This is a genomic window from Metallosphaera yellowstonensis MK1 (assembly GCF_000243315.1).
Lineage (GTDB): Archaea > Thermoproteota > Thermoprotei_A > Sulfolobales > Sulfolobaceae > Metallosphaera > Metallosphaera yellowstonensis.
The window spans coordinates 73,603-99,219 of the sequence record NZ_JH597770.1 but is presented as its reverse complement, the minus strand read 5'-3'; the positions used below and the strand labels follow the sequence as shown (position 1 = coordinate 99,219).

The 25,617-nt window shown below is 49.0% G+C and carries 24 protein-coding genes and 3 pseudogenes; 12 read left to right on the top strand and 15 right to left on the bottom strand.

Annotated elements, in window-relative coordinates; genetic code table 11:
- Window positions 1-85: 85 nt before the first annotated feature.
- Window positions 86-2,053, bottom strand: a complete 1,968-nt coding sequence (acs, locus tag METMK1DRAFT_RS11190) for an acetate--CoA ligase (RefSeq protein WP_009074191.1) — start codon at window positions 2,051-2,053, stop codon at window positions 86-88.
- 90 nt (window positions 2,054-2,143) lie between these two features.
- A complete protein-coding gene (locus METMK1DRAFT_RS11185; RefSeq protein WP_009074187.1) occupies window positions 2,144-2,347 on the bottom strand; it encodes a hypothetical protein in 204 nt (67 codons plus the stop codon).
- Window positions 2,348-2,445: 98 nt separating this feature from the next.
- Between METMK1DRAFT_RS11185 and METMK1DRAFT_RS11180 the strand changes: the two genes are divergently transcribed.
- The 3 genes from METMK1DRAFT_RS11180 (at window position 2,446) to METMK1DRAFT_RS11170 (ending at window position 5,463) form a co-directional block, all read left to right on the top strand.
- Window positions 2,446-4,374 (top strand): APC family permease, encoded by a 1,929-nt coding sequence (locus METMK1DRAFT_RS11180; RefSeq protein WP_009074185.1) that lies wholly within the window; start codon window positions 2,446-2,448, stop codon window positions 4,372-4,374.
- A gap of 34 nt (window positions 4,375-4,408) precedes the next feature.
- Window positions 4,409-5,194 (top strand): MBL fold metallo-hydrolase, encoded by a 786-nt coding sequence (locus METMK1DRAFT_RS11175; protein WP_009074183.1) that lies wholly within the window; start codon window positions 4,409-4,411, stop codon window positions 5,192-5,194.
- Window positions 5,195-5,274: 80 nt separating this feature from the next.
- Window positions 5,275-5,463 (top strand): hypothetical protein, encoded by a 189-nt coding sequence (locus METMK1DRAFT_RS11170; RefSeq protein ID WP_009074180.1) that lies wholly within the window; start codon window positions 5,275-5,277, stop codon window positions 5,461-5,463.
- A gap of 3 nt (window positions 5,464-5,466) precedes the next feature.
- On the opposite strand, the gene METMK1DRAFT_RS11165 is transcribed toward METMK1DRAFT_RS11170, so the two are convergent.
- On the bottom strand, window positions 5,467-7,290 hold the full coding sequence (locus tag METMK1DRAFT_RS11165; RefSeq protein WP_009074178.1) for a phosphoenolpyruvate carboxykinase (GTP): 1,824 nt from the start codon (window positions 7,288-7,290) through the stop codon (window positions 5,467-5,469).
- Between the two features lie 438 nt (window positions 7,291-7,728).
- Here METMK1DRAFT_RS11165 and METMK1DRAFT_RS11160 point away from each other — a divergent pair, with 438 nt between their 5' ends.
- The 3 genes from METMK1DRAFT_RS11160 (at window position 7,729) to METMK1DRAFT_RS11150 (ending at window position 11,362) form a co-directional block, all read left to right on the top strand.
- Window positions 7,729-8,838 carry a transposase gene (locus tag METMK1DRAFT_RS11160; protein WP_009074176.1) on the top strand — a complete coding sequence of 370 codons (1,110 nt, stop codon included), beginning with the start codon at window positions 7,729-7,731 and terminating at the stop codon, window positions 8,836-8,838.
- Window positions 8,839-9,099: 261 nt separating this feature from the next.
- Complete coding sequence (gene hel308 / locus METMK1DRAFT_RS11155) at window positions 9,100-11,211, top strand: ATP-dependent DNA helicase Hel308 (protein ID WP_009074174.1); 2,112 nt, start codon at window positions 9,100-9,102, stop codon at window positions 11,209-11,211.
- On the top strand, window positions 11,171-11,362 hold the full coding sequence (locus METMK1DRAFT_RS11150; protein WP_009074172.1) for a hypothetical protein: 192 nt from the start codon (window positions 11,171-11,173) through the stop codon (window positions 11,360-11,362). The genes hel308 and METMK1DRAFT_RS11150 overlap by 41 nt, the downstream gene beginning before the upstream one ends.
- Here the strand turns inward: METMK1DRAFT_RS11150 and METMK1DRAFT_RS11145 are convergent.
- From METMK1DRAFT_RS11145 to METMK1DRAFT_RS11125, 6 genes are all read right to left on the bottom strand, one after another.
- Window positions 11,359-12,933, bottom strand: coding sequence for an acyl-CoA carboxylase subunit beta (locus METMK1DRAFT_RS11145; protein ID WP_009074170.1), 1,575 nt, complete (start codon window positions 12,931-12,933; stop codon window positions 11,359-11,361). The genes METMK1DRAFT_RS11150 and METMK1DRAFT_RS11145 overlap by 4 nt on opposite strands.
- 373 nt (window positions 12,934-13,306) lie before the next feature.
- Window positions 13,307-14,893 (bottom strand): ABC transporter permease subunit, encoded by a 1,587-nt coding sequence (locus METMK1DRAFT_RS11140; RefSeq protein ID WP_009074167.1) that lies wholly within the window; start codon window positions 14,891-14,893, stop codon window positions 13,307-13,309.
- Between the two features lie 34 nt (window positions 14,894-14,927).
- Complete coding sequence (locus METMK1DRAFT_RS11135; RefSeq protein WP_048087975.1) at window positions 14,928-15,623, bottom strand: ABC transporter ATP-binding protein; 696 nt, start codon at window positions 15,621-15,623, stop codon at window positions 14,928-14,930.
- Window positions 15,624-15,771: 148 nt separating this feature from the next.
- The gene (locus METMK1DRAFT_RS19570; RefSeq protein WP_281034118.1) at window positions 15,772-15,894 is read right to left on the bottom strand and encodes a hypothetical protein; all 123 of its coding nucleotides are present in this window, start codon (window positions 15,892-15,894) and stop codon (window positions 15,772-15,774) included.
- Between the two features lie 223 nt (window positions 15,895-16,117).
- Window positions 16,118-16,606 (bottom strand): hypothetical protein, encoded by a 489-nt coding sequence (locus tag METMK1DRAFT_RS11130; protein ID WP_009074162.1) that lies wholly within the window; start codon window positions 16,604-16,606, stop codon window positions 16,118-16,120.
- Window positions 16,584-17,222: a molybdopterin-dependent oxidoreductase gene (locus tag METMK1DRAFT_RS11125; RefSeq protein WP_009074160.1), complete on the bottom strand. Its 639-nt coding sequence runs from the start codon at window positions 17,220-17,222 to the stop codon at window positions 16,584-16,586. Before METMK1DRAFT_RS11125 ends, METMK1DRAFT_RS11130 begins: the two co-directional genes overlap by 23 nt.
- Window positions 17,223-17,342: 120 nt before the next feature.
- Between METMK1DRAFT_RS11125 and METMK1DRAFT_RS11120 the strand changes: the two genes are divergently transcribed.
- Window positions 17,343-17,822 (top strand): dCTP deaminase, encoded by a 480-nt coding sequence (locus METMK1DRAFT_RS11120; RefSeq protein WP_009074158.1) that lies wholly within the window; start codon window positions 17,343-17,345, stop codon window positions 17,820-17,822.
- A gap of 360 nt (window positions 17,823-18,182) precedes the next feature.
- Here METMK1DRAFT_RS11120 and METMK1DRAFT_RS11115 read toward each other — a convergent pair whose 3' ends face one another.
- Window positions 18,183-19,088: a BadF/BadG/BcrA/BcrD ATPase family protein gene (locus METMK1DRAFT_RS11115; protein WP_009074156.1), complete on the bottom strand. Its 906-nt coding sequence runs from the start codon at window positions 19,086-19,088 to the stop codon at window positions 18,183-18,185.
- A gap of 62 nt (window positions 19,089-19,150) precedes the next feature.
- Here METMK1DRAFT_RS11115 and METMK1DRAFT_RS11110 point away from each other — a divergent pair, with 62 nt between their 5' ends.
- From METMK1DRAFT_RS11110 to METMK1DRAFT_RS11100, 4 genes and pseudogenes are all read left to right on the top strand, one after another.
- The gene (locus tag METMK1DRAFT_RS11110; protein WP_009074154.1) at window positions 19,151-19,438 is read left to right on the top strand and encodes a hypothetical protein; all 288 of its coding nucleotides are present in this window, start codon (window positions 19,151-19,153) and stop codon (window positions 19,436-19,438) included.
- Between the two features lie 213 nt (window positions 19,439-19,651).
- Window positions 19,652-19,816, top strand: coding sequence for a hypothetical protein (locus tag METMK1DRAFT_RS18295; protein ID WP_009071800.1), 165 nt, complete (start codon window positions 19,652-19,654; stop codon window positions 19,814-19,816).
- Window positions 19,806-20,868, top strand: a pseudogene (locus METMK1DRAFT_RS11105) (hypothetical protein). The gene METMK1DRAFT_RS18295 and the pseudogene METMK1DRAFT_RS11105 overlap by 11 nt, the downstream one beginning before the upstream one ends.
- A 10-nt stretch (window positions 20,869-20,878) precedes the next feature.
- The gene (locus tag METMK1DRAFT_RS11100; RefSeq protein ID WP_009074150.1) at window positions 20,879-21,127 is read left to right on the top strand and encodes a hypothetical protein; all 249 of its coding nucleotides are present in this window, start codon (window positions 20,879-20,881) and stop codon (window positions 21,125-21,127) included.
- Here the strand turns inward: METMK1DRAFT_RS11100 and METMK1DRAFT_RS11095 are convergent.
- From METMK1DRAFT_RS11095 to METMK1DRAFT_RS11080, 3 genes and pseudogenes are all read right to left on the bottom strand, one after another.
- The gene (locus METMK1DRAFT_RS11095; RefSeq protein WP_009074149.1) at window positions 21,096-21,509 is read right to left on the bottom strand and encodes an SRPBCC family protein; all 414 of its coding nucleotides are present in this window, start codon (window positions 21,507-21,509) and stop codon (window positions 21,096-21,098) included. The genes METMK1DRAFT_RS11100 and METMK1DRAFT_RS11095 overlap by 32 nt on opposite strands.
- 107 nt (window positions 21,510-21,616) lie before the next feature.
- A pseudogene (locus METMK1DRAFT_RS19740) lies at window positions 21,617-22,941 on the bottom strand (IS200/IS605 family accessory protein TnpB-related protein).
- Window positions 22,913-23,491: pseudogene (locus tag METMK1DRAFT_RS11080) on the bottom strand (IS607 family transposase). Before METMK1DRAFT_RS11080 ends, METMK1DRAFT_RS19740 begins: the two co-directional pseudogenes overlap by 29 nt.
- Before the next feature lie 103 nt (window positions 23,492-23,594).
- On the opposite strand from METMK1DRAFT_RS11080, the gene METMK1DRAFT_RS11075 reads away from it, so the two are divergent.
- Window positions 23,595-24,032, top strand: a complete 438-nt coding sequence (locus METMK1DRAFT_RS11075; RefSeq protein WP_009074145.1) for an HPP family protein — start codon at window positions 23,595-23,597, stop codon at window positions 24,030-24,032.
- Here METMK1DRAFT_RS11075 and METMK1DRAFT_RS11070 read toward each other — a convergent pair.
- Both METMK1DRAFT_RS11070 and METMK1DRAFT_RS17860 read right to left on the bottom strand, forming a co-directional pair.
- On the bottom strand, window positions 24,016-25,101 hold the full coding sequence (locus METMK1DRAFT_RS11070; RefSeq protein WP_281034125.1) for a VWA domain-containing protein: 1,086 nt from the start codon (window positions 25,099-25,101) through the stop codon (window positions 24,016-24,018). The genes METMK1DRAFT_RS11075 and METMK1DRAFT_RS11070 overlap by 17 nt on opposite strands.
- A gap of 204 nt (window positions 25,102-25,305) precedes the next feature.
- Entirely contained in the window at window positions 25,306-25,506 is a 201-nt protein-coding gene (locus tag METMK1DRAFT_RS17860; protein ID WP_155812433.1) for a hypothetical protein, read from the bottom strand.
- Window positions 25,507-25,617 lie beyond the last annotated feature (111 nt).

Below are 25,617 nucleotides of genomic sequence, written 5' to 3'. Positions count from 1 at the left end.
TAAAATTTTTCCAGAGAGTTAACTGAAAGTTTTATTTAACCTAAGGGTAAAAAATTCAGGGTAGTACCAGGATCCGGGTATTATCTCATGCGCCTCGTAGCTCTCTCTTTAATTCCTCCACAGCTCTCTTTATATCCTCCATGGACGCCTCGTCTTCTATGGTGGTCAGATCCCCCAGGTTCGCTCCAGTCATGACGGCCTTTATCACTCTCCTCATTACCTTACCTGACCTAGTCTTCGGTAACTTCTCCACGAAGTGAACCTGGGGAGAAACTATGGGCCCCATCACCTTTCTGACGTGAGCTTGTATTTCCTTCCCCAACTCATGTGAAGGTGAATAGCCCTTCTTGAGCACCACGAAGGCGTGGACCTCCTCTCCCTTGACTGGATCCGGAACTCCTATCACCGCTGCTTCCGCAACTGCAGGGAAGGAAGTTATGGCAGACTCCACTTCCCCAGCTCCTATCCTGTGGGCTGCTATCTTTATGGTCTCGTCTGCCCTACCCAAGACCCAGACGTAACCGTCCTCGTCAACCATGGCGTAGTCTCCTGGGTAGTAAAGCGAACCGAACTTACTGAAGTAGGTTTTCTTGAGCCTTTCACCAGTATCGTTCCACATTCCAATCATCATGTTCGGGGGGAACGGTGGCCTCATGACCAGATAACCTCTCTCCCTGGGCTTGGCTGGGTTTCCGGAGTCGTCTAAGACCTCCACGAAGTTCCCAGGTAACGGGAATCCAGAGGCAGGACCAGACTTCATGGGCAAGTATACCACTCCTGGAATGTAACCCAAGTTAGGTGCCCCTGTCTCCGTCTGCCACCACTGATGAGACATGTAGACCTTCCCACCGCCCAATACCTCGAGCCCCCACTTCCACGGGGAGTAGTTGAGTACCTCGCCGTTAGTCACTATTATCCTCAGGGAGGAGAGATCGTGGGTCTTAACGTATTCGTCGCCATACTTCATGAAGTACCTCAGAGCTGTGGCAGAAGTACCGAAGGTCGTGGCCCTATACCTCTCTATGATTTCAGCCCACTTGTCTGGGTAAGGATAGTCTGGGGCACTCTCGTATATCACGACGGTCCGCCCCATGACCAAAGGGGAATAGGTTATGTATGAGTGTCCCACTATCCAACCTATGTCGGAGGTATTGAAGAGCACGTCATTCTCCTGGCTGAGGCCGTAACTCCAGAGGAGCATCAAGGAGGTACCTGTGAGGAAACCACCGGTGGAGTGCACTATACCCTTAGGTTTCCCAGTCGTCCCTGAGGTGTAAAGTATGAAGAGAGGATCGTTGGAGTCCATCCTCTCCGGCTCTACGTACCTGTACTTTCCCACTTCGTCGAAGTACACGTCTCTTCCCTCCTTCATATCCACCTCAGTCTTCATTCTCCTATACACAAGGACTTTCTTCACTGGGCTCCTCTCACCCAGACTCTTGAGGGCCTCGTCTACGGTCTTCTTGAGCTCCACGACCCTTCCCCTCCTCGGATAAGCGTCAGCAGTCACGATAACCTTGGCCTGAGCGTCTTCGACCCTATCTGCTATAGCCTGTGAGCCGAACCCGGCAAAGACTACGCTGTGTATAGCCCCTATCCTTGCACAGGCCAACATGGCGGCAACACCTTCTGGAATGAGGGGCATATATATGGTCACTCTATCTCCCCTCCTGACTCCGAGCTCTAGCAGGGCGTTGGCCCATCTGTTAACCTCGTAGAACATGTCCTGGTAAGTTACTATTTTCCTTTCGCCAAGCTCGCTCTCCCAAACTACGGCGGCCTTGAACTTTCTGGAGGTATTCAAATGTCTATCCACGGCATTATAAGAGGCGTTTATCTTACCCTCGAGGAACCACTTGGTCATGGGATTCTCCTGTCTCATAGTCTCTTTCCAAGGTTCGTACCAATCTAACAAATCTTGAGCTAGAGAACCCCAGAATTCACTGGGCTTCTCCTTGCTTAGCGTGAAGAGGTGTTTGAAGTACCTCATGTTGTAATCGGCCTTTTCCTCCAGTTCCTGCTGTCCCATCTTCAGAGGTTGTTCCTCGGTCATAATAAACCGCTTAAATTTACTTATACAGTATTAAAAAGGATTACCTTCCCTGACGAAGTTCGTCAAAATTTAAAGGTACGCTGTAACCCCTCAGACAACCAGATGGGATTTTCCCAGTCTGGGGAGATGGTTTGCTCTCCAGACCTGGGGAACCCTCACCCTTAGAGCTGGGAGCAGGTCAGAAACCGCAAATCCCGTGGAGTAGTGCCTTAATCCGACGTAGTTTACGCTTATGATGTCAGCTAGAACCCTCATGAAGCAGATCCATATCCACTTGGTCAATGAGATTGGCATTAAGGTTAAACATAACCTATAGACTATCTCGTATTTTTTAAAAACAACGAACGTAACACCTGCAGTTACTAGAAAGATTTTTAATTATATATCTCGCCATGAAGATTGATATGTCTGGATCTGGAGAGAAACCCCAAAGGGCAGGAGATTTAGGAGCTCAATCAGATAAGCAGTTGAGAAAGGCACTTGGCAAGTTCGAACTTTTGTACCTGTCCCTGGGAGGGATAATAGGATCTGGGTGGTTGTTCGGAGCCCTATACACCGCTGAGGACGCTGGAGGCTCGGCCATCCTCTCCTGGATAATCGCGGGGATTCTAATACTTTTCGTGGGACTGACCTATGCAGAGCTAGGTTCAGCTATTCCCAAGACAGGGGGAATAGTGAGGTATCCCCATTACACTCACGGAGGAGTGGCCGGATACATAATAACCTGGGCCTACTTCCTCTCTGCATCGTCGGTTCCCGCCATAGAGGCCACAGCCACGGTGACTTACCTCTCCACTCTAGTGCCGTCCCTCACAGTGAACGGGATTCTGACGCCCTCCGGGATATTAGTTTCCTACCTCTTCCTAGTATTCTTTTTCCTTCTGAACTACCTTGGAGTTAACATCCTAGGTAAGGTAACTCACGGCGTTGGATGGTGGAAGTTGTTAATACCTGGAGTTACCATTGTCATATTATTAGTGACGTATTTCCATCCGGCTAACCTCACTGCAGGAGGAGGCTTCTTCCCAGCAAAGGACATGGTGGCAGCTGGAGCCTCTGGGATATATGGCTTCTCTGCCGTCCTTTACGCTATTCCCACCACTGGAGTTATCTTTTCTTACTTGGGTTTCAGGCAGGCGGTAGAGTACGGAGGTGAGGGGAGGAGCCCTCAAAAGGATATACCCTTCGCTGTGATAGGATCATTGGTGATCGCCCTGTTCCTTTACACTCTCCTTCAGCTGGCTTTCATAGGAGGGATAAATTGGAGTAACCTCAGCATAAACGTCGGTAATTCCACAATGCCGGTCACGTATGGCAACTGGACTGCGTTGGGTTATACGAAACTTTCCTCAGGACCTTTCTACCAGCTATTTGAGCTTGCTGCACCTCTAGGTATACTCGCCCTCATATTCAGTGGTTGGGCCTACATACTCCTCCTCGACGCAGTGGTGTCCCCCAGCGGAACTGGGTGGATATACTTGGGCACTAGCGGGAGAACCCTGTACGGTTTCGCGTCCAATGGCTATCTACCGGGACCGTTCTTGAAGCTAGGTAAGACTAGGATACCTGTCATCTCCTTCATCGCTGCAACAATAATAGCTGCTATATTCATGTTACCTTTCCCCTCTTGGCAGTCTCTGGCGGGATTCATCAGCTCAGCCACGGTCTTCACGTACATCATGGGAGGGATAGGATTGGAGACCCTAAGGAGGACGGCGCCAGAGCTGAAGAGGACGTATAAGCTTCCTTTAGCCAAAGTGATAGCTCCCATAGCTACGTTAGCTGCAGGCCTCATAGTCTACTGGTCAGGCTTCGCAGTCCTGTTCTATGTGGTCACAGGAATATTCCTGGGCCTTGCCCTCTTCTTCGGATACTATGCGTATAAAATGATGGGGATGGGCAAGAACTTGTCAGTGGTCCTGGGAGTAGTTAACATAGCAGTGGTGCTCGCGGACGCGTTCCTCCTCTACGATTCTACCTCAGGGCTGACTGCGGCAAACAACGTAGGCTTTATGGAATACCTCTTAATCATGGTGGGCTTGGTTGCGCTGGATATAGCCCTGCTGTGGTCCGAATCTAAGACCCAGGATGCCAAGACTGAGATCAAAGCCAGCTACTGGCTACTCGCCTTCATATTCGTGATGTCGATAATATCCTACTTTGGAGGGTTCGGCCTAAACCCCGTAATACCTTTCCCAGAGGATACTATAGTTGCGGCCATAGTTACCTTGGCTGCACACTACGGAGCAGTATACAGCGGGTTCAGGACACAGGCGATAGAGGACATCCTGGAGGAAACTAGGGAGGCTCCACCCACATAATCCTTTTTTAGATTCCTCTACCATTTTCAAGCTCATGTGCACTGGAATACACGCTATACCCTCAGGACCTTGGGAGTTCCCTGAGGCTGTCTACTCCTTCGTAATATGTGATGAGAAGAACGTGATGATAGATGCCGGAGTGGCTAACTCTGTCATGGATGTGGGGTTCTTAGATAGGTTGGACTACGTGGTGGTGACACACCTCCACATAGATCACTTGGGCACTTTGGCCGAGGTCGTCCAGAGGTACAGACCGAAAGTCCTAGTGTATCAGGGCTACTCAAAGTACCTTAGAGACCCCTCAAAGGTGAATCAGGGAGGGAAGAGTGTTCTTGGAGAGGTCGCGGACATCTACGGTGAGGTCGAACCAGTGAATGGGGAGATACTGGAGGTCGGTGGAGGGGAAGTGATAGACCTTGGAGATAGGAAAATGGAGTTACTTTACACTCCTGGACACGCCAAACACCACATTTCAGTGCTCATAGACGGCATCCTCTACGCTGGTGACTCTGCTGGAGGAAGATACAACGGTTTACCTATTCCAACTACTCCACCACCCCTGAACCTCAGGGACTACGTAAATAGCCTCAGGAGGCAAATATCTTTAAGACCGAAGGCTGTGGGACTAGCCCACGGAGGATTAGTAAATCCGTCCCATATGGGGGAACATTTGGAGCAAATACTCAAGGGGAAATATAGGGTAGACGTTAACCTAGGAGGGGAAGCAGAAGTGATCCTTAAGAAACATCTTGAGGTTAACTATAGAGGTATTGAGGAGGCTCTCCTAAAAGAGAAACTAGACTGTAACGCTTCTACGTAACTACTCGTTATTTTTAATCACTTCTAAATATCGTTTTGACAAGTTGTGTTTATATAGTATCACCGAAGTAGTTTTTATTGATGATCCCCCTAACTGATGACGGGCACTGCTCACGAGGTTTGGGGAGTGATAAAAGTGTGGATGGGAGGGTAGTGGTGTTTCCCTCGACTAGCCCCAATGAGTTGAGGGTGACCCTGTGTGATCCCTTAAGAGGGGTGCCCGTGGTGGAATTAGAAGTAATTAAAGAAGGTAAGTTACGCCACGGGTAAACACTAGATGTTGAAGGGGGAGAAGGTGTCCCCATATCTCTGTATGTCCTTGTCTATCCTTCCTATCTGTTCGTCTAAGATCTCCAGTACCTCCCTAGGTGTGTCCTTCACCCTGGAGTAGAGCTCTCTTATTCTAAGATACTTGTTCTTATACTCCTTCAACCTTATGGAAAATTGTAACTCATATTGTTGTTTCATGTATTCCTTGTTCAACACTTCCTTGAATAGCCTCCTCAAATCCTCATATGTGGGAATGAGCCCCACAGCTGTCCTCAGGTGGTCAGCCCTACCCTCTAACCTCTCGGTTATCCACCTCAGCCAGACCCTCTTGTCCTCCTTGGAGTTCAAGTATCTTCCTTCCATGTCCTTAAGGAAGTAATTGGCCCCATATATCCTAGGTTGCAGCCTCAACTTTTTACCGAATTCCAGGTAGTTGCGTAGGTACTCTCCTAGTGACACTGAAATGAAGTCCAGTAATGCCATGGGATTGAACTCCATCTCGTCGAGTTTACCTACTACGGCACTTGTCCTAGCGGACTCCATGGAGGCCCCCATGGTGACAACTCCGTGGGCCCAACTGAAGGCCTCAGCTATTGGGACTACGGTGGTGTAATCCCTTACTCCGAATATCATTGCCTCTATTTCCACACCTCTCGGATCGTCTATCCTGGGATCAGCGTTCCTGAAGGACTTTAGGGGAGCAGTGAACCTGGCGTTTGGATGGGATGGGGGAATCTCTACGCCCTCAGAGTTAGTCTTACCAGGCCACCATTCTCCGGCATAATTAATCCCCTTACGAGGGACAGGTTCTTCGCTCCCCACCCAATATACTTCTCCCGACTCAGTCATGAGAACGTTAGAGAAGATAACTTCTCCAGGAGTGTGAAGCACCTCCCATATTATGGGATCGTCCCTCTTGTTTATTCCCTGAATTATCCCAAAAACTCCTATCTCAGGGTTCACGGCCCTCGCTATACCTTGGGACTCCCTAATGAAGGCTAAATCGTCACTTACCAGCTTCCCCATCATAGAGGTGCTAGTCTTACCCGAGCCTGAAGGGAAGGCAGCGGTAACGTAATGTGTTGTTTCTTTCCCCTCCAGACCCACTATGGCCATGTGCTCCGAGAGCCAACCCTCATTAACTGCCCTCCTCAGTGTCAACCTCAGAGCTAGCTTCTTGAGGCCTACGCTGTTACCAGCATATGTAGTGTTCACACTATAGACCGTCCCGCCGAAGTCTATTACTATCCTCCTCTTCTTCACGTCTCCGGTACCCTTCGAGTGGACAAACCTCAGGAATTCAACGTTACCCCCTACCTTTACAAACTCATCGTAAGCGCTTCTGTATAGGATGTTCTCACTATGGATGACATACGGGGAGTCAGTCACTTGGATCGCCAGGATCTGAAAGGGAGAGGATTTCGGACCCAGGGCATAGAATCCCACGAACATTTCCCTCCCCCTCATGGACCCCCTCAAGAGCTCCATGACCTCATTTAGACCCTCTTGCCTGGGTTTCGTGTTAACGAAGGGAATAGGCTCGGACAAGATGAAGGTATCCTCCCTCGCTCTGGCCTGATCTGAGGGTTTGTCAAAGTGTATAGTATGTCCAGGAACCCTGAGGGGGATCTCCTCTCCTGTCTCCAGAGCCCGTCTTTTAACATACTCCTGGTCCTCACGTGTGCCCTTCAAGACATAAACTGATTCGGGATCACAGTGCCCCACAACCCACGATAGAAAATCCAATACACTCTCGTTCTTTAACTCCATGAGACGTAGGAACATCTCATCGGTCAACTTTCCCTTTAGGAGATTGGGTATCTCCATATACTATAAACCACTACTCAACTATATATTCACCCAATAATTTCCTGGTTCAAACATATTAGTATGTAATCAAAGAATCATTGAAAAGTTAAAGTAAAGAATGGGCAGTATCGTGTCCAAGAGACTAAGCGAGAAGTATGGCCTCCTCACGGAGGGCGTTGTTTCCACAGGTATCAGGCTCCTTATAAATAAGGGAGTTCAGAAAGGGCGAAAAACATCGCCTCCCTGAAACGTGGACGGATGGCCCTCTTGCAAGGTTTTAAGCTTCGGAATCCCTCTTCCTTCATGGCGTTCCCTCCTAGTCAACTTCTCGTGGGTGAGGAGCGGGAGCCGACCTCTCCTGACAGCAGTTATGGGAATCTTAGGGAGGTAATACGAAGAAGTCGGTATTAGCGAGAAGTTTTTAATTTTCGACGTCGTCCCGCTGAAAAGATGTAGATGACGAACAGAAAGGGACAGGTCGAACTGGCTAAGGAGGATCTGATCAAGGCGGTCAACCAGGTCCTGGGCATAGTGAGGAGGAACGGGAGGAGCAGGAAGGTCGGGTTGGCACTCGTCTTGATGGTCCTGCTAGGTGGGAGGTCCAGCGTGAGGAATGCTGCTGAGACGTTCGGGTTGGACTACGCGAACCTGCTGGAGGCGTTGGGAGAACTCGAAGACGCGTGGAGGGACTACCTGGAGGTCCTGTCTGGGCTGGTGAAGGGTGAGGTGGCCGTAATCATAGACGACACCGTGGACCACAAGGAGTACTCCAGGGGGAGGGACGTGAGCCCCCACGGGAACTACTGGATCTACTGCCACGCCCACGGGAGGTTCGAGAGGGGCGTGCAGCTCCTCACGGTCGCCATAGTGGACCTCTCCACGGGCAGGACGTTCATGGTGGGGGCTTTCCCCTACGCCGTGAGGAAGATGTTGGATTTGGGGATGGTCAACGAGTTCAAGACCAAGATCGACTTGGCCAGGGAGATGTTGGACGTGCTCAAGGAGCGCTTCCGTGTGTCCAGGGTAGTCTTCGACTCGTGGTACTGGTCCGAGAAGCTCGTGAAAGAGAACGTGGTGTCTGAGCTCAAGTCCAACCGGAGGCTCCTCAGGGTCGAGTCGGCCCAGGGGACCCTCAAGGAGGTGGAGGGACACCTCCGAGTGGGAGACCTACCCCCCGGACTCTACTACGCCGACCTGACCCTGGGAGCCCAAGCCATTACGGTGAAGTTGCTAGTCCGGAAATATAAACGTGACTCCGGGTCACACGTGAAGTACCTCTACACGACCGACCTCTCGCTCAGCGAGGAGGAGATCGAGGAGGCCTGGAGGATGAGGTGGGAGATCGAGAAGCTCCACAGGGACGTCAAGGCCCTGGGACTGGAGGACTCCTCGTTCTGGAGGAGGGAGAGGCTCCAGGGCTACCTCGCGATCTTCACCATCATGACCAACGTCGTCAGGGAGCTGGTGGGGGAGCTTAACCTGAGGAGCGTGGAGGCGTTCCTCAGGTTCGTTGAACGTCATTTAGGCGGACCGCTGGGGCTGATGAAAATCTTTAAGTTACGTTAAAGTCCCATAACTGCTGTCCTGAGATGCCATGAAATACCATGGGTGTGGGTAGGGTTATCCGCTAAAGGGGCTGAGGGGTATGAATGGGGCAATGCCCCGGGACTCTGGTGAAGCCCAATGGCTGAGAATTGGATATAAAGTCATGAAAATCCAGTGAAGCCCAAACCCCTGGGATATCCGCGTATTTTCCGACGAGTGTCCTCAGGAGCGAACGAGTTTTACCCTCACCCTTTAAACTCCCTTTTCCAATAAGTACTGAGGATGGAACTCATAGACTTGAGTGACTTAAACGTCAACGAAAAAGTTAAGGAGGTGTTGAGAAGTAGGGGGATCGTCACACTTAATCCAGTACAATCAGAGGCGGTGAGGAAGGGACTGCTGGAGGGGAAAAGACTCCTCTTGACCTCTCCCACAGGTTCTGGAAAGACCTTGATTGCGGAACTGGGGATGATATCTCATCTTCTCAAGGGAGGAAGGAGAGCAATATACACCACACCTTTGAGGGCTCTCACCTCGGAGAAATACCACGAGTTCAAGGCGTGGGAGTCTCTCGGAATAAAGGTCGGCATGACCTCAGGAGAATACGACACTGACGACGCTTGGTTAAGGAACTACCAATTGATAGTCACTACCTACGAGAAGTTGGACTCCCTGTGGAGACATGGGCCCTCTTGGTTGTTCGAGACGGACTATTTCGTCCTTGACGAATTCCATTACATCAACGATGGCGAGAGAGGCCCTGTTGTTGAAAGTGTAGCGGTAAAGGCCAAGAGAAGGAACTTGCTGGTTCTCAGTGCCACCATAAGTAATCACTCCGAGATAGCCAAGTGGTTGGAGGCAGAGGCTGTAACAACCAATTGGAGACCGGTACCCCTGAGGGAGGGTGTTCTGGTTCCAGATAGGGGAGGTTTCGTGGTTTCCTTCGCTGACGGGAGTTCGTATAAGCTGAGGGGAAACGACGCTATCCTGGCGTTCACAAGGAAGGTCGTGGATGAAGGGGGACAAGTGCTGTTGTTTAGGAACTCCAGGAGGATGGCCGAGACCACAGCCAGGAAGGTGGCAGAGCTTGACCTGGAGGTGAAGAGGAAGGAGATCGAAGACCTTATAGCCAAACTGGAGGAGGTGGATGACGCGGGGAGCAACGAGAAGGAAGCTCTACGCGAACTCTTGGAGAGAGGTGTAGCGTTTCATCACGCTGGGCTCTCCAGGGGATTGAGGGAGGTGATAGAGGATGGATTTAGGAAAAGGATAATCAAGGTCATCACTGCCACTCCAACCCTAGCTGCTGGGGTAAACTTGCCTGCTAGGGCTGTGATCATAGGAGACATCTACAGGTTCAACAGGAAGATCCTAGGCTTTCAGGAGGAGATATCTATCATGGAGTACAAACAGATGAGCGGGAGGGCAGGAAGACCAGGATACGATAGTGAGGGCGAGGCGGTGATCGTTGTGAGGAATAGGAGGGATGCAGAGAGGGTTTTCAAAAGATATATTCTCTCCCCACCTGAACCCATTCAGTCCCGGTTGGGAAACGAGCCAGCCTTCTATTCATTCCTCCTGGGCTTGATATCTGAGGGGGAGAGCACGGTAGAGCAGATAAGGGAGTTAGCTCGACAGACCCTGCTGAGCAGGGAGTTAGTTGACAGATATCTAGATTCCGGGATCCCTTGGCTTGAGGAGAACGGCTTCATTGAACTTGATGAAAAGTTATTCCTCACCAAGTTGGGAAGAAGAGTGGCTGACCTCTATATAAATCCCTTCACTGCACAGGTAGTTAAGGACGTTCTCAGGAAGAACGAAGCCGTAGAGTGTAACCTGGCCTATCTGCACCTTTTGGCCTGGAGTCCTGATGGTCCATTCGTGGGCGTGAGCAAGGGTGAAGAAGACGAGTTAATAGAGAATGTCTCCTGTCCCCCGTTCCTTGATGAGCCGGAGGACGAGGATGACTTCTACAAATACGTTTCTGCCCTAAAGATAGCTTCCATACTCAACGACTGGATTGAGGAGATCGAAGAAGATGTAATCCTCGGTAGGTACGGTATAGGCTCAGGAGACCTCAGGAGCCTGGTGGAGACCATGGATTGGCTAACCTATTCTGCCTATAACGTGGCTCAAGTCCTGGGCTTAGAGGAACACGCCGATGTCCTCAGGAGACTTAACGCGAGAGTCGAAGACGGAGTAAAGGAGGACCTGTTGGAGATAGTTAGAGTACCTGGAGTTGGGAGGAAGAGGGGTAGAGTCCTATTCCAGAACGGTCTAACTAAACCTGAGGACCTAGTGATGAACCCTGAGAAAGTGAAGGCCCTACTTGGCGATAAGATAGGTGATAAGGTTGTCAAAGAGGCTGCAAGAGTTATTGGAGGAGTTCTTTAGGGCAAAGGACGGAGAGGAGCTCCTATTTCGAGGAGACCCAGAGTCCGTGAGGAAGCTCTCACTGGTCTTAAGGGCACTGGGCCAGAACGTAACCGTGGAGATGGGTGAAAAAGGGGAGGCTACTCTAAGATGCACCAAGAGGAGACCTTAGAGGGGGATGTTCCCGTGCTTTTTCGGGTATCTGAATTCCCGCTTGTTCTTCAACGTATCTAGAGCAGACACTATGACTTTTCTGGTGTCCTTGGGCTCTATTACGTCATCTATGAGTCCCTTCTCCGCTGCCCAGTACGGATTAGCGAAGAGTTTCTTGTACTCCGATATCCTCTCCTTAATGAAGTCATCAGGCGACTTACTGTTCTGGATCTCTCTCCTGTACAGGATCCTCACTGCTCCCTCAGGACCTGTGACCGCTATCTCTGCAGATGGCCAAGCATAAATCAAATCTGCCCCCAGACTCTTTATGCTCATGGCTATATGTGCCCCTCCGTAGGACCTCCTAATCACCACGGTTATCTTTGGCACAGTGGCCTCAGCAAAGGCGTAGAGCATCTTAGCTCCGTGTCTTATTATTCCCTTGTATTCCTGATCCGTTCCCGGCATGTAGCCTGGAGTGTCTACGAGGCTGATTAGCGGGATGTTAAAGGCGTCACAGAACCTTATGAACCTTGACGCCTTGTCTGCAGCGTCGATATCTATGGCGGCCCCCAAGTGGGCCGAGTTGTTGGCAACTATCCCTACTACGTTTCCTGCCATCCTCGCGAAGCCCACCACCATGTTCTGTGCCCAATGCCTCTGCACCTCCATAAACTCGCCGTTATCCACTACCCTGTAAATTACTTCCCTCATATCGAAGGGCTTCACGGTGTCAGTGGGTACTACAGACTCGACGTCTTTAACCTCCCTGTCTGAGGGGTCGCCAGTGTCGAGGAAAGGCGGATCCTCCATGTTATTTGAGGGAAGGTAGGATAACAGCCTTTTGGTGATGTTTATGGCGTCGTTCTCATTCTCAGCAACGAAGTGCACTACGCCAGACTTAGTGGCGTGGATTATGGCACCTCCAAGGTCTTGGAAAGATACATCTTCTCCCAGTACTACCTTAGTTATCTCCGGACCCGTGACGAACATGTAATAGGCGTCTCCCTTTATCATTATGATGAAGTCCGTGAGTGCTGGAGAATACACTGCCCCACCTGCGGCTGGACCAGCCATTATGGTTATTTGTGGTACCACACCTGAGGCCATCACGTTGGCCTTGAAGACGGCACCGTATCCCTCTAAGGCTACCGCCCCTTCCTGTATCCTGGCTCCTCCAGAGTCGTTAATTCCTATCACTGGAGCACCTACCTTGAGGGCCATCTCGTATATCCTAGTTATCTTGCTTGCGTGAGTCTCACCCAGTGTTCCGCCTATTGAAGTGAAGTCTTGGGCAAAGGCAAAGACTGTCCTTCCCTCCACCTTTCCCCATCCTGTTACCACACCGTCCCCGTAGACTCTGTTCTTATCTAGGCCAAACTCCGTGGCCTTTGTTGTGGCGAACGTCATGATTTCGTTGAACGTTCCCTCATCGAAGAGTAGTGCCAACCTCTCTCTGGCTGTGAGCTTTCCCTTACTGTGCTGGAACTTTATCCTGTCTTCTCCTCCACCCTGATAGGCCTTTGCCTTCAGAGATCTAAGCTCTTCAATCAATCTGCCCATGTCGGGCTTCTCGTATGTAGTTGCCATAATTCTTCCCGATACATGTAAAGTCTGGTCTTAAAATTTTTACTATATAAACATTAGACTAATGATAATTATAAATAAGATTTAATGGTTTTAAACTGAGACCTCAGCGTTCGCGTAGGGAGACCTCACAGATCGGTTCCCGGATTCCTCATCACAGGTGAAGAAATGTTCCAGTTCCATAGGCTTAATTTTTTTCTCACCGTGAGAGTTACTGTAACTCACCGGTGTTAGAGGCTTGCTCAGGGCTACGCTCCCTCGTCCTGAAAGATGAGCTGTTGCTAACGGTTTCGATAAGCTGTGAAGTTTATGTATTTTGAAGTTAAGCAAAGTGTAGATTTTCACTGTTTAGCCGTCCGACTCACCATTGAGGAACTCACGCAGCATATATACCCTCTTCCGCCACATATTTCTCTCTTGCTAGGTCCATTAGCTTCCTAGTGAAGAGTACAGAATAAATTACTACAATGATACTGAATATTAGGGAAAGCCACCCCACTACGGCTAGATTCCCCTGAGCATCCGCTAGGGCCAAATACTTCATGAGCCCTGTATGAACTTCAAGCGTCTTACCATCGTATATATCAGGCCAATACTCACCTATTGCTAACCCTCCCCAAGCACTATTTATGGTACTAGTCAACCCCGACACTATGTAAGGGAAGGTAGAGGGAATTACGATCTTACTCATCCTCTGCCAAAAGCTGAGGTTCAGGTTGTCCATCACCTCCCAGTACTCGTGAGGCATATTCTTTACTCCTAACCAGTAGCTGTAGAAGACGTAATAGAACGTAGAGATGAAGCCGAGTAACAAAACGTAAAACTCGTCTGTGAATGAACCGAACGCTCTCTCAACTGCCGGGTATGTGAATGCGAAGAGAAGTGGGAAGTAGGCAGGGGCGGGAAACGCGGCCAACGTTTGTATTATTGGTACGATGGCCCGTTCAGTTTTCACGTGTAAAGACAACCAGTATCCTAGAAATAATGCTATGACCAGGGAAATCACAGCAATAATTCCTACCCTAAGGTAATCTGCCCCCACTAGTATTAGGTCGTACGGCGTCGTGGAGAGGAGGTAACCCCAAGTTTGATCTGGAACCGAGCTGATCACGGTGAAGACCGAATACGATATTCCGATCAGGAAGACGAAGGCTATTATCTGACCCAGCGTCTTCAGGTGGTGACTCTTCTCCCTCTCCTCCTCAATTTCAGCCTCCTGCGCCCTACTCCTGATTGCGTACCTAGCCAGCTTAGTTACTGGAGATACGGCATTACTGAGTCTACTGGAGTACCTTATCCTGAACCTACCTCTCCTGACCGCATTGCTCGAGGCTTCGGTATCTAAGCCGTACCTCTGAACGGAGTACTGTGCAAACTCCCTGAGGAGAAGGGTCAAGACCACGACGACTGCAGCCAAAACCCCAAGCGAGTAAAACGCATAAGTGTATTCCCCAGCCGTGGTGAGATCATATATGAGACTACCTATTCCAAAGACTGAATACGTCGAGTTGCCCACACTGAACACCTCGCTCACAGTTATGTAGAACATGGCGTCGGCGAAGCTGGGGATGAGATTTGCAGCTATCCTCGGTACGGAGAACGGTATGTACAACTTCGTCATCTTCCCCCAGAAACCGAGTCTCAGGTTCTCGGAGACCTCCCTCAAGTTCTCTGGGACGGTCTTAAAGGCCTGATAGATCCCCATCCAAATGTTCCAAACAACGGCGGTGAAGACCAGAAATATTACCGCAAGTTGCGAGCCGATTGTCCCCCCAATATCTGTCACAAAGAAGATAAGTACCACGGGGAAGAAGGTGATTACAGGAACCGACTCTAGGACTTCCGAGAGCGAGATATAGATGTTCTCGAACGTCCTATTTTTCAAGGCGACGTAACCTAGGAGCCAACCGCTCAGAACGGAGAGGAGAATTGTAAAGAAGACTCTCCCAGTGGTAGCTCCCACTGCCTCCAGGGCCAGGAATAAATCAAACGTGAGCTCATCCCTCCTTGACCTTCTTTTTAACTGGAGTAAGTAACTTGTAGAGAAGGTCCAGGTACTCCTGGAACTTCTGATCCCTGGGACTTCTAGGCCTCTCCATCTCTATGGTGACCTCTCCCACCACAGTGGCTGGCCCACCGTTAAGCACGAAGACCCTGTCTGACAACTCCACTACCTCGTTCATGTTGTGGGATACTAACACAGCAGCCTTTAGGGAGGTATCCTGACTGAACAGGGTGGAGTAAATCTCCTGTCTTAACCCCTCAGCGGTCAGTTCATCCAGATGAGCGAAAGGCTCATCCATTAGTAACACATAGGGGTCAGCCGCAAGAGCCCTGGCGATGGCAACCCTCTGTCTCATTCCACCGCTCATCTGCTTGGGGTAGAACTCCTCAAACCCCTGAAGACCAACAAGCTCCAACATCTTCCTCGCTATCGAATCTTCCTCCTCCTTAGTCAAGTTTCTATACTTGAGACCGAGCTTAACATTTTCCAACGCAGTGAGCCAAGGAAAAGTAGCTATGGATTGATGTATCAGTGCAATCTTTGGGGTAGGCCTAGTGACCTTCTTTCCCAATAGGATGACTTCTCCCTCAGTGGGTTTAATGAAACCGCCCAATATCCTCAGCAGGGTAGACTTTCCCACTCCCGAGGGACCCACTATGGCTATTAGCTCGTTGTCCAAAGCCCTCAGATTGACGTGCTCAAATACCCTATACTCTGGGCCATACTGGAAGGCCAGATCCCTGCCCTCTAGGATTGTTCCATCTTACCAGCCCTCTCGAAACTCCATTGCAGTTCTTATAAGCTTTTCACCCTTCTTTCCCGCCCGTTCATCTAGATTACGCAGTGTTAACCCATAGTTTTCCTCTGTCGTCTGCGTATTTCTTAACGACTACTTTACCGTCCACAGCTAGGACTCCAGTTCCATCATGTCTTACCAGTGCGTCAAAGTATTCCCCCACAGCGCTATCTATAGGCCGTTCGGGTTTCCGTCGTGAATTCACTTTATTGAATGAATATCGTAGCAAATAAATGTAGAACTACGTAACTTTATATGAGGGACGAGATGGATTTGTCTTATAAACGGTAGAATAATACGATTCGTAAAGGAGACCCGAATCGCCCCTATCTATTCTCTTCCTTTGAGTTCTGTCCATGACGTCCCCGAAATTCACTATGAGTGATTTAGGAGAGGAAGTAGTTCAGGTCAAGATATACAGTCAACAGATAGAGCCCTATCCACGTCCCCGGAAGGAGATACTGGTAGATCCAATTCCTCTTCACTCCTTTCAGGATGAAAAGCGACCCTAGCCCAGAGACCGTATGAATCACGAAGAAGAGGGCCAATGGAGCTATCAGGGCTAGATGTAACTCAAGGGAGATCCCTCTAGTTAGGAGTCCTAGGGTCAACTCGGTGACGAAGCTTGAAGTTTGGGGACCAGCACCAAAACCCGTTAAGCCTTCCAATATGGCTAAAACTAGTAGTACGACCGAAGTCTTTCTCCTAAACTCAGGTGAATATATGGACGTCCTGGAGGTGGGATTGAAAGCTTTAGGATAACCGGCCATCATTACGCCGATCACCCAGGCCTGAGGGAACAGGGGCAAAAGCGTCACTACAAGTGACGCCAACCATACAAGTAGAGAGGTACTACTTCCTCGCAACATCAGCATACCCCAACGACTCCCAATAGCCTAATACATTCTGGGAAGTAACGTAGAGCCTAGTTACCCACTTGGCGTAGGTGTAACCCCACCACCTGGGCACTGCAAGCCTCACAGGATAACCATGAACCTGAGGCAAGGGCTTCCCGTCGGCCATGTAGGCCAGGACGGTGTCAGGTTCCATAGCCTTCCAGATAGGTAGGTCGGCCGTATACCCGTCCGCTGAGTAGCTCAAGACCTTTATGGCTGAGGGTGAAGGTTTAGCCATCTGGAGTATGTATGAGAGAGGGACGCCAGTCCAAACAACCTCCGCCCTGAGGAAGTAAGGATCAGACACGCATTGTATGGTATCCTTAACTTGTACGGAGGGCATGCTCAGAATTTCCTCATACGTGAGCTGGAGAGGGTTCTCTACCTCTCCGTCCACGGTGAGAACGTAATTACTTAGATTGACGTTAGGTGTACCTCCTATCTGTACCACGTACCACGATGAGAATGGAGTCAGTCCTTTTGGGGCGTGAAGCAGAGGAGCTAGTTGGTCAGCTCCCAATCTGCCCAATGCAAGTAAGGTAGTGGAAGAGACGAGCAGTTTGAGGAAGGTCCTCCTGTCGCTTAGAGGTTTCACATGTTGAACGGCCTATCACAGGCTTTATATACTTTTACCATAATCTCCTTTTATTAGAGAATAAAGAGAAAAATACATGGGAATATCTGTTATATTCGTTTCGAACACTATGTTTTACATATGATCCTGACCTATCAGCAGATAAGGAATTCCCTAGGGTCCATGATACTTAACTTCTCTGAGGAGAGCGTAAGGGAGAACGGGTACGACCTCAGAGTCTGTGGGGACAAATATTGGAGAATTCTTGGTGGGGCCTCCCTCCCAGAGAAGAAAAGCGAGGTGGAGGAGTTTCCTTTTGAGGAGTATGCGGATCTGGAACCAGGCAACACTTACCTCCTGGAGAGTTGTGAGGAAGTCAACATGCCGAACGACGTCATGGGGATAATGACCTTGAGGAGTACCATGGCCAGGAACGGCTTCTTGGCTCCTCCCACAGTGATAGATGCTGGATACAAGGGGAAAATAATAATCGCGTTGAGTACGCTGAGGGGAGGGAGGATAAGAAGGGGGTTCAGAGTCGTGCACCTTATTTTCGCCAAGCTTCAAGAGCCTACGTTAAAGGTTTACGAGGGCTCCTACCAAGGAGGAAAACTCATATGATGGTTAGTCAGACTGTAACTCTTTTACGTGACTACTGGTTGTTTTCAATTTTATAAATAACGTTTTGACATCGGTTATGTTAGTGAAGTATTACCCAGAAATCTCTCTTGGTGATCTCCCAACTGATGAAGGGCACTGCTCACGAGGTTTGGGGGTGATAAAAGCGGATGGGTATTGAAGTTTCCCTCGACTGGCCCAGTGATCTGGGGCGACCGTTATGATCCCTAGGTCTTGCTAAGGGATCTAGTGAAAGGGAGATCCTGGTGAACTCTCCCGCAACCATCACCATACGGTGAAGGTCGTCACTGAAGAGTAGTTTAGCTGAACTCTAAGTGAACAGTTTCATCTCCGAAACATCGCTTATGTAATTAAGTCACATCCCTTTAGTCTGGAGGCGTACAATAGGGCCCCATACTCCGGGCTAACCTCTGTCCTCCTAGTCTCGAGATTGAAACGACTTAGTACCTCTCTAAAGGAGTTTGTGTAGGTTGTGGAGGAGAACATGCCCCCTGATATGATTACCTGGTCAACGTTAACTATCCTCGCCACATAAACCGCGGCCTCGGCTAATAGCTCCGCGCCTCTCCTCAGGAGTTCCTTGGCCTTCATGTCCCCTGCCTCAGATGAGGAGTCTACTACCTTAGCTATACCAGCCACTCTCTCTACCCTGTGTCCCTTATGATAAACCCAGTAGATAATGTCGTCAAGGTCCTTCGCCCTTATGCTTCTCATAATCCTTTCGACCATGGGAGATCCTTCCTCTCTTCCTTGAAGGACTCTGGTGACGTATCGTAAGGCCTCCCTCCCAACCCAGTAGGCTGAACCTGTGTCCGACAAGAACCATCCCGCACCCTCGGCCCTGATCTTGTTGGTACCATCGTACCCCAGAACTACGCTACCCGTGCCGGAGATTGTGACGGCTCCCTTACCGCCCTTCACGTTGCCGTAGAGCACGAAGAACGAATCATTATCCATGACGACCTTACCGCCCAAATCCTTCAACGTCTCACGTAATACTATCTCGTCGTATTTGGAGTCAAGGCCAGCTATACCGAGGACAACAACGTCGGGTTTCCTGTCCCCGGAGACCTCACGGACGGCAGTAGCTATCCTACTGTAGGCCCTCCTGAGACCCACGTTATGGAAGTTAGCTCCCTTAGTCACGTATCTATTCAAGATCTTGCCCTTCCCACTCACACACTCAGCTGAGACGGAGGCTGTCTTAGTGCCTCCTGCATCTACTCCCACGAGGAGCATGTAGTCCATAATTATTCTACGAATTTAAACTTCCCACGTAGTGATTTAGAGGAGGTTGGTTACCTACGGACGTGTTCTCGGAGATCTCCGGGTTCGAGAGGAGGAGTAGAGATTACGTCACCAAACGAAGGATAGATCGCTCGATCCCCTTAAGTGAAGGGAATCCAGAGTTGGCCTGGACTATCATGATGAGTTTCCCGGAGCTCGAGGACTTCTTCCATCACCTGGATACCGCACAGCGATTGATCTCCGAGGCCTTAGGAGAGGTCGGAAGGAGAGATCCCCGTAATTCAGGTAGGTTCTGGATGGCTCTCGAAGAGTTGGGTTCGCTAGAAGAGTTCGGCCTTCATCGTGGCTAATAGTCACTTTTCGTGACTATTAATCACTCGGCCTCATCACCCCTCTTTACTCCCCATGCCGTCTACGGGAGCAGTGGCCACTCCCTTCAAGGACATGGGGAGTTTCATTGGGTGCCTTCCTCCACCTCGCGACTGCTCATCGACTTCATGGTGGCACCCTCTATTCTAATGTTAGCATAAAAGTTTATAAATTTTAATGCTTCTAACACTCTTATGAAGCAAATAGTTTTCAAATCAACTGTCTCAAGTTATGGCACCGATAAGTATGGGAATAAGAGATATGGTATAACTATCCCCTCAAAGCTCAAGGAGAAGGGGAAGGAATTATACGGTAAGGAGGTGATTGTAATTGTTATCCTACCGGATGATGAGGAGTAAGCTAATTGGTTCTAAGGAAGCAATTGAAAACTTCCAATTCGTGACTATAAATGGTAGGGTTGAGTTTGAGGACGTGGGTAAGGTAGCTAGAATTGCTTACTCTCACTCAAAGGCTGTAAAGGCTGGGATCAACTTAGCTTTAAGAGGAGTCTCCCTAAACGATGCTGTTAAGGAGTTATACAAGATCATTCCTTACGCGTTCTATGCCGAAACTGCCTATAAACAAGCCTTAGCCCTTGTCGAGAGTAACGGTAACAAGGTTGAGGTTAGAAAGAAGTGGATCGCTTGTAGGGGTTAACAAAAGCGATGAGGGCAATAGGGGAATAAAATTTCACGTTTTAGAAGACCACGTGTTAATTAAGGTTAAAGACCCTTGGGGAAAGTGGGTTCACGGGAAAGCTTATCTTGGAAAGGAGTACTTACAGCTACTTCTTGAGTTGGAAGAGTTATCTAAAAGAAAGGTGGAAGGTTATGGTGCAGTAATTTCCTTTAAGGAAAAACCAATGATTCACCTTCAAGTGCCACTCTGGTTGTACTTAAAGCACTTCTCTTCGCCAAAACCTAGCGGTTACGGTCTGGTTGCTGGTTTCGATTTAAACAGTGATGGGTTAAACGCTGTTGTAGTTAATAAGGAGGGTAAAATTATTACTTTCAAAACGTGGTGGTATTCAGATGTTACTAGACCAGGTTTTCCTAAGGATAAGGCTAAAGCTTTACGTTTGAATGCTCTTTCAGAGTCTCTCAGTTTCCTATCAAGGATTGGCGTTGATTACGTTGTATTTGAGGACTTATTCCTAGTTAAGAGGAGGAAGTTCACCACGAGTATGAGCGGTAATAGGAAGATAACGCGTTTTGCCAAGAAGCAGTTGTTAATCCACGGCGTTATTAAGGCGTTGAGGTTGGGTTTTAACGTTGTGTTAGTTAATCCTAAGGGTACTACCAATTCAGAGGAACATGATAGGATAATGAGGGAGAAGGGTTTTGACAGGCATACAGCCTCAGCTTACTTAATAGCGTTAAGGGGATTAGAAGTGATTAAAAATAACGAGTAGTTACGTAAAAATGTTACAGACAGTGATCCTGGGGTTCCTCATAACTGGGTGTTCCTCTTCACGTATCCTTTTGGATCTCAAAGCCTCACTCCTCGAAGTAGTGGAGGAAGTTGAGGGGATCTCCTCAATACTTGGAGAGGAGTTCCCAAAGGTTCGCGAGACCGTGAGACGGGTGAGACTCCTGGGAGAGGCCATCAAACTTAGGGCTGAAACTCTCTACAGGACCATTAGCCCTGAGTCCTTGTCCTCGCCTCATTGATCATGCGTTCTAACGCGTTCTCTGTGCCCTGTCTGAAGTGCTCTTGGTTCCTCGACTCCAGGGGCCTCATGTACAAGGGCATCTCCACCTCCCAGGTGGACTCAATCGTCCTTTCCCCCACCCTTACCTCGTTGAACCCCTTAAGTATGCCCCCAAGGAAGTGAAAGAGGAGTTTCCTTTCGTTTTCCCGTATTTCCAACCTCACCTTGGACGTGGAAGGGAAGGCAAACTTTACTTCCCCTTCATAAATCCCAGGTGAAATTTCCTTCACTCTCAGCTCCCTTATCCCCTTCCAGTAGTTCGGAATGGAGGTCACGTCCTTGACTACTTCCCACACTACGTCGGGGTTCTCTATCTCCTTAGATACCTTAAACCTTATCATGTCCTCCTCTTTGAATAGTAAATATTATCTTTTACTTAAATAGTTGAAAGTTACCGTCTAACTTTAGCGTAGCCGTCATCAAAAGTTACCGATAAACCAGAAAGTGTTTACCCGTGGCGTAACTTACCTTCTTTAATTGCTTCTAATTCCGCCACGGGCACCCCTCTTAAGGGATCATACACGGTCACCCTCAACTCATTGGGGCCAGTCGAGGGAAACACCACTACCCTCCCATCCACCTTCCTTGCCAAGTTGAGGGGAGCAATGGAATCCCTCTCCAAAAGAACTTCACCGCTCTCCAAGTACCTAGCGTTCACCTTCAGTACTTTTACACCCCCACCCTCGTGAGCAGAGCCCGTCATCAGGTAGGGGTTAAAAACCCTGATAACTCTCTCAACTACCTGCTTTCTCCTCTTCAACTTCTCACCGTTAAACGGGTTGATGGAGGAAGTGTAGGACTCAGAAACCTCCGCGACGTCTATCGGCTGAGTTTTCAACATCTCCACGAGTTTAACAACACTCCACTGGTGAATCCTATGCCTAAGCTTAGCAGTCTTGTTACTCTCCATCTTCTCCTTAGACCTTGAGGAGAACTTACCAACAATAACCTTAGCCTTTAAATCCCTAGCTAACTCCACGACTCTCTTAACAGTCTTCCTTAACACGTCAGTTTTCCTCTCCCTCTCCCTCAATTTCCTCAACTTCTTCTTCATTAACTCGTCCTTAGTTGAGTGCCCCTTAGTAATCTCTTCCCTCCTCAAGGAGTAATTAACCACAATCCTCCCCAACCCAGTCTCATATCTCCTCAACTCCTTGAGTTTAAAACCCTCAAAAACCGCTACCGTGACGTTATTCTCATTAACGTCAATAGAGATGTGATTGCCCTCCTTGGACTCAACCTCTCAACCTCCTTCTCAAAAGTCAACCAAACTAGGACTTTCCTACCCACTAACCTTAACTTAAGCTCTTGCGAAACCCTCCAACCTTCATGTACGTAGCGGGTAAATTGCTTGGTGAACTTGAGGGGTATCTCAACCCAACCCTTGTGAGTTAGGAGGCTGACAGAAACCTTGTTAAACCTCCAATTAACCATGTTAGGAATAGTGATCACAACCCTCTTATACTCCGGTTTATCCTTCCTCGTTAGCCCTCTCTTCCTCCTCTCTCTGAAGCTCTTAACGATCCTTCCGGCTACGACGTAGGCACCTTCAATAACCCTTGAAGGTAGGAAGGGGTACTTCTCCTTATAGTCACTGTAAAATCTCTCGTGCAACTTCTTCCTAGTAGTTGGTAAAGCCTCGGAGAGTATTACCCCAATCATTTCATTAACAAACTTCCTCTGATGTTCCTCAACCTCTCTAAGAACGCGGTACTTCCACTCGTTCAAGAAGTCACCCTCCAGTTTAACCGTCCTTTTTAAGGTTTTCAACACATTTTACCACCTTCTCACACTCTTGGCCGTAAATTCTAGGCAAATGACTTGACGATCTCTACAAAGTCCTCCATCAACTCCTGCGTGTGATCCTTATCATCTTGGAAAGCTACAATAACGTTTACTCCGTAAGCTTTGAATAACTTCACTTCGAAACCGAAACGCGTTAGCCTGTCCTTATAAGCTACAACTGCGTCAATTTGCCCCCTCTTGGCTAACTCTATTAACTTCTTTAACCCTCCCCTATCCTCTTTCAATCCGGAACCTATATCCTTCTTCTATCACACTCACTTCACCGAGAGTTTTCCTATTCTCTCAATGCGTCCAACTGCCTCTCCAAGTCGTCCTTTCGCGTTGGTGAAACCCTTGCATATCGCTACTTGTTCAACCCTTCCACCGCCGGACAACAATCTTTCAATTTCGCTGTAAGGTATTCTCCACCTACCGTTAACCTCAACAACCCTTATCTTCCCCTCCCTTACTTAATGACACCACTCCTACTCACGCCGAATATTTGAGCAACCTCACTAGGTGTTAGATACCTCTCCACAGTAATTAAAAGTAACTAGAAATATTTAAAAGTCACGTGAAAGTGCTATAGTCTTCCCTCAGGTTGTTAGAAAACTTAAAGCCTGGTCTCTATGTAGTTTTCCATGCCGTGGAGAAGCAGTCTGAGGGCTATCCTCACGTTAGGGTTATCGGTTTTGTTTTTATTCCTTATCACTTTTATAACCAGGACTACCTTTGTGCTCCCACCCCTTCTGGCAACTGCAGCTACTAAGTACAGGGATCCAGAGTGGAGATTCAGTCGTTCCATCTCGGTGATCGTCGCGTACACCGTATCGGGAGCAATAGCGGTCGGGTTAGTGGAGCTAGGAGCGTCGGGAACGGGCCTCGCGTTACTGGGAAGCCTAATGTCGTTCATCATCATATCGGCGTTGGGCGTCGATCACCCTCCCTCAATACTAGCTACCTTTCTAGGGATCCTGGAGAGGGCAGGTCCTCTCTACATCGTTCACCCAGTCCTTACGGGAGCTGTGATCGTAGAGACGATTAATTACGGAATCACTAAAGTTATTCCTGGTACTTGAGTTTCCTGGTTGCCTCACTGAGGGCCTCCTTAGTGTCCTGTGATCTCATGCTCCTGGTCAATTCCTCGGTCGTCTGTATGAGATCTGTCCTGCGGGTCTGTTCAGCTATTTCCCTTAGCCTGTCCAGGTTCTTGGTGGCCTCTACCAAATCCTTTGCCTCTAGACTTTTCACGTATCCTTGCATCGTCTTTAGGTACTCGTACTCCATCAAGATGTCCCTATTGATGGATCTTAGAAAATCCCCCTGATCTGAGGCACTTTCCACCAGGAGCTCCACAACGTTAGACCTCTCCCCAGATTCGTCCTCATAGCTCACCTTTATCGTGAAGAGTTTGCCTGTGTACTGTTTAGGGATGATGAACTCTCCGTAAATTCTCGTTGTTCCCTCTAATGCGTTTATCCTAATGGGAAACCCCTCGTAATTTAGAAGTCTTATAGCAGTTTCAGATACGCTGTCCACGACCAGGTTCTTGGCTGACACCTGAGACTTGGCGAGTTTGGGCATCCTCTCGGGTATCTCAGATGGATCCTTCACGTGATAGAAGTATCCCCTACCCCTGTCTGACAGGGCCTTGAGTATCTCCTCACTGTAATCTTCTCCTATCCCGAAGGATATTATCTCAACGTTCTCAGGAACCTCTAGGGACTGGTAAACTTGTAGACACTTCTCCAGGTTGAACTTCATTCTTATTCCCTGCATGCATCCCATGTCTGAGGGAATTCCGTCAGTAAGGAGGATAACGTAAGAGGGAAGCTGATGATCCTTGGACAGTCGGAAGGCAGTCTCAAGTGCCTTGTACAACGCGGTTCCGCTACCTACTTTAATCTTGTGAAGCTCGTCCAGATCGACACCAGAAGGCTCAGAGAATTCGTTGTGTACCTCTACGTTCTCGTTGAAGGAGACGAGAGTCACCTTAGAATCATTGGGGAGGGATTCGACCAATAGCTCCACTCCCTTTTTGGCCATCTCAAGTTTCTCACCTTTCATCGAGTAACTTCTATCCAGAAGTATAAGGTAATGGAAACGAGATTCACGAAATGTGGATCTGGGTAATAGAGTTAGCCTCATCACGGCCCGAATCTCCTGGATGAAGGATTTAGAGTGGCTAACGTCGAGACTGACGGATAGTCCCATATTAGAAAAGTGACAAACCTATACTTAAAAAGGGTAGACACGAGCCTTGACGTTTGCACGGACGTTTTAGGTCGACTCCTCTAAACCCGGGACAGGAGGACCTCGAGCATCTCCGTATTATTTTGCGATTTGCGCGTTTTATGAACGCGTCGGAGGCCATAGAGGTAGTTCATGAAGCGAGACCACTACTTCAACGTGTTCTACAGGAAACAGGATGCCCGTCTTTGTGACCTCCACACCTTGAGGGCGAGGTTTCCCCAAGTTAATGGTCACACCCCTCTTCGGTGCTACTCGGTTGTGGTCCACCACGGAGGAGAAGGGTTTCTTTGTTGTCGACACGACCAAGTTGGTGGCCTTCCTGAGGACGTTAGGTACCAGTTCAGGTCGGAGTGGAGTCTGTGTCCCTTCCCGGGTTCCCTCTCTTGAAAGCCTTGGCAGGAGACGTACGAC

Bases quoted from the DNA above. Each gene is read 5' to 3' on its own strand.
- METMK1DRAFT_RS11130 (WP_009074162.1), bottom strand. From the start codon at position 16,606: ATGCTGATGTTGCGAGGAAGTAGTACCTCTCTACTTGTATGGTTGGCG.
- METMK1DRAFT_RS11095 (WP_009074149.1), bottom strand. From the start codon at position 21,509: ATGATAAGGTTTAAGGTATCTAAGGAGATAGAGAACCCCGACGTAGTG.
- METMK1DRAFT_RS11180 (WP_009074185.1), top strand. From the start codon at position 2,446: ATGAAGATTGATATGTCTGGATCTGGAGAGAAACCCCAAAGGGCAGGA.
- METMK1DRAFT_RS11145 (WP_009074170.1), bottom strand. From the start codon at position 12,933: ATGGCAACTACATACGAGAAGCCCGACATGGGCAGATTGATTGAAGAG.
- METMK1DRAFT_RS11175 (WP_009074183.1), top strand. From the start codon at position 4,409: ATGTGCACTGGAATACACGCTATACCCTCAGGACCTTGGGAGTTCCCT.
- hel308 (WP_009074174.1), top strand. From the start codon at position 9,100: ATGGAACTCATAGACTTGAGTGACTTAAACGTCAACGAAAAAGTTAAG.
- METMK1DRAFT_RS11100 (WP_009074150.1), top strand. From the start codon at position 20,879: ATGTTACAGACAGTGATCCTGGGGTTCCTCATAACTGGGTGTTCCTCT.
- METMK1DRAFT_RS11120 (WP_009074158.1), top strand. From the start codon at position 17,343: ATGATCCTGACCTATCAGCAGATAAGGAATTCCCTAGGGTCCATGATA.
- METMK1DRAFT_RS11160 (WP_009074176.1), top strand. From the start codon at position 7,729: ATGACGAACAGAAAGGGACAGGTCGAACTGGCTAAGGAGGATCTGATC.
- METMK1DRAFT_RS11170 (WP_009074180.1), top strand. From the start codon at position 5,275: ATGATCCCCCTAACTGATGACGGGCACTGCTCACGAGGTTTGGGGAGT.
- acs (WP_009074191.1), bottom strand. From the start codon at position 2,053: ATGACCGAGGAACAACCTCTGAAGATGGGACAGCAGGAACTGGAGGAA.
- METMK1DRAFT_RS11075 (WP_009074145.1), top strand. From the start codon at position 23,595: ATGCCGTGGAGAAGCAGTCTGAGGGCTATCCTCACGTTAGGGTTATCG.
- METMK1DRAFT_RS18295 (WP_009071800.1), top strand. From the start codon at position 19,652: ATGAAGCAAATAGTTTTCAAATCAACTGTCTCAAGTTATGGCACCGAT.
- METMK1DRAFT_RS11165 (WP_009074178.1), bottom strand. From the start codon at position 7,290: ATGGAGATACCCAATCTCCTAAAGGGAAAGTTGACCGATGAGATGTTC.
- METMK1DRAFT_RS11185 (WP_009074187.1), bottom strand. From the start codon at position 2,347: ATGCCAATCTCATTGACCAAGTGGATATGGATCTGCTTCATGAGGGTT.
- METMK1DRAFT_RS11115 (WP_009074156.1), bottom strand. From the start codon at position 19,088: ATGGACTACATGCTCCTCGTGGGAGTAGATGCAGGAGGCACTAAGACA.
- METMK1DRAFT_RS11070 (WP_281034125.1), bottom strand. From the start codon at position 25,101: ATGAGGCTAACTCTATTACCCAGATCCACATTTCGTGAATCTCGTTTC.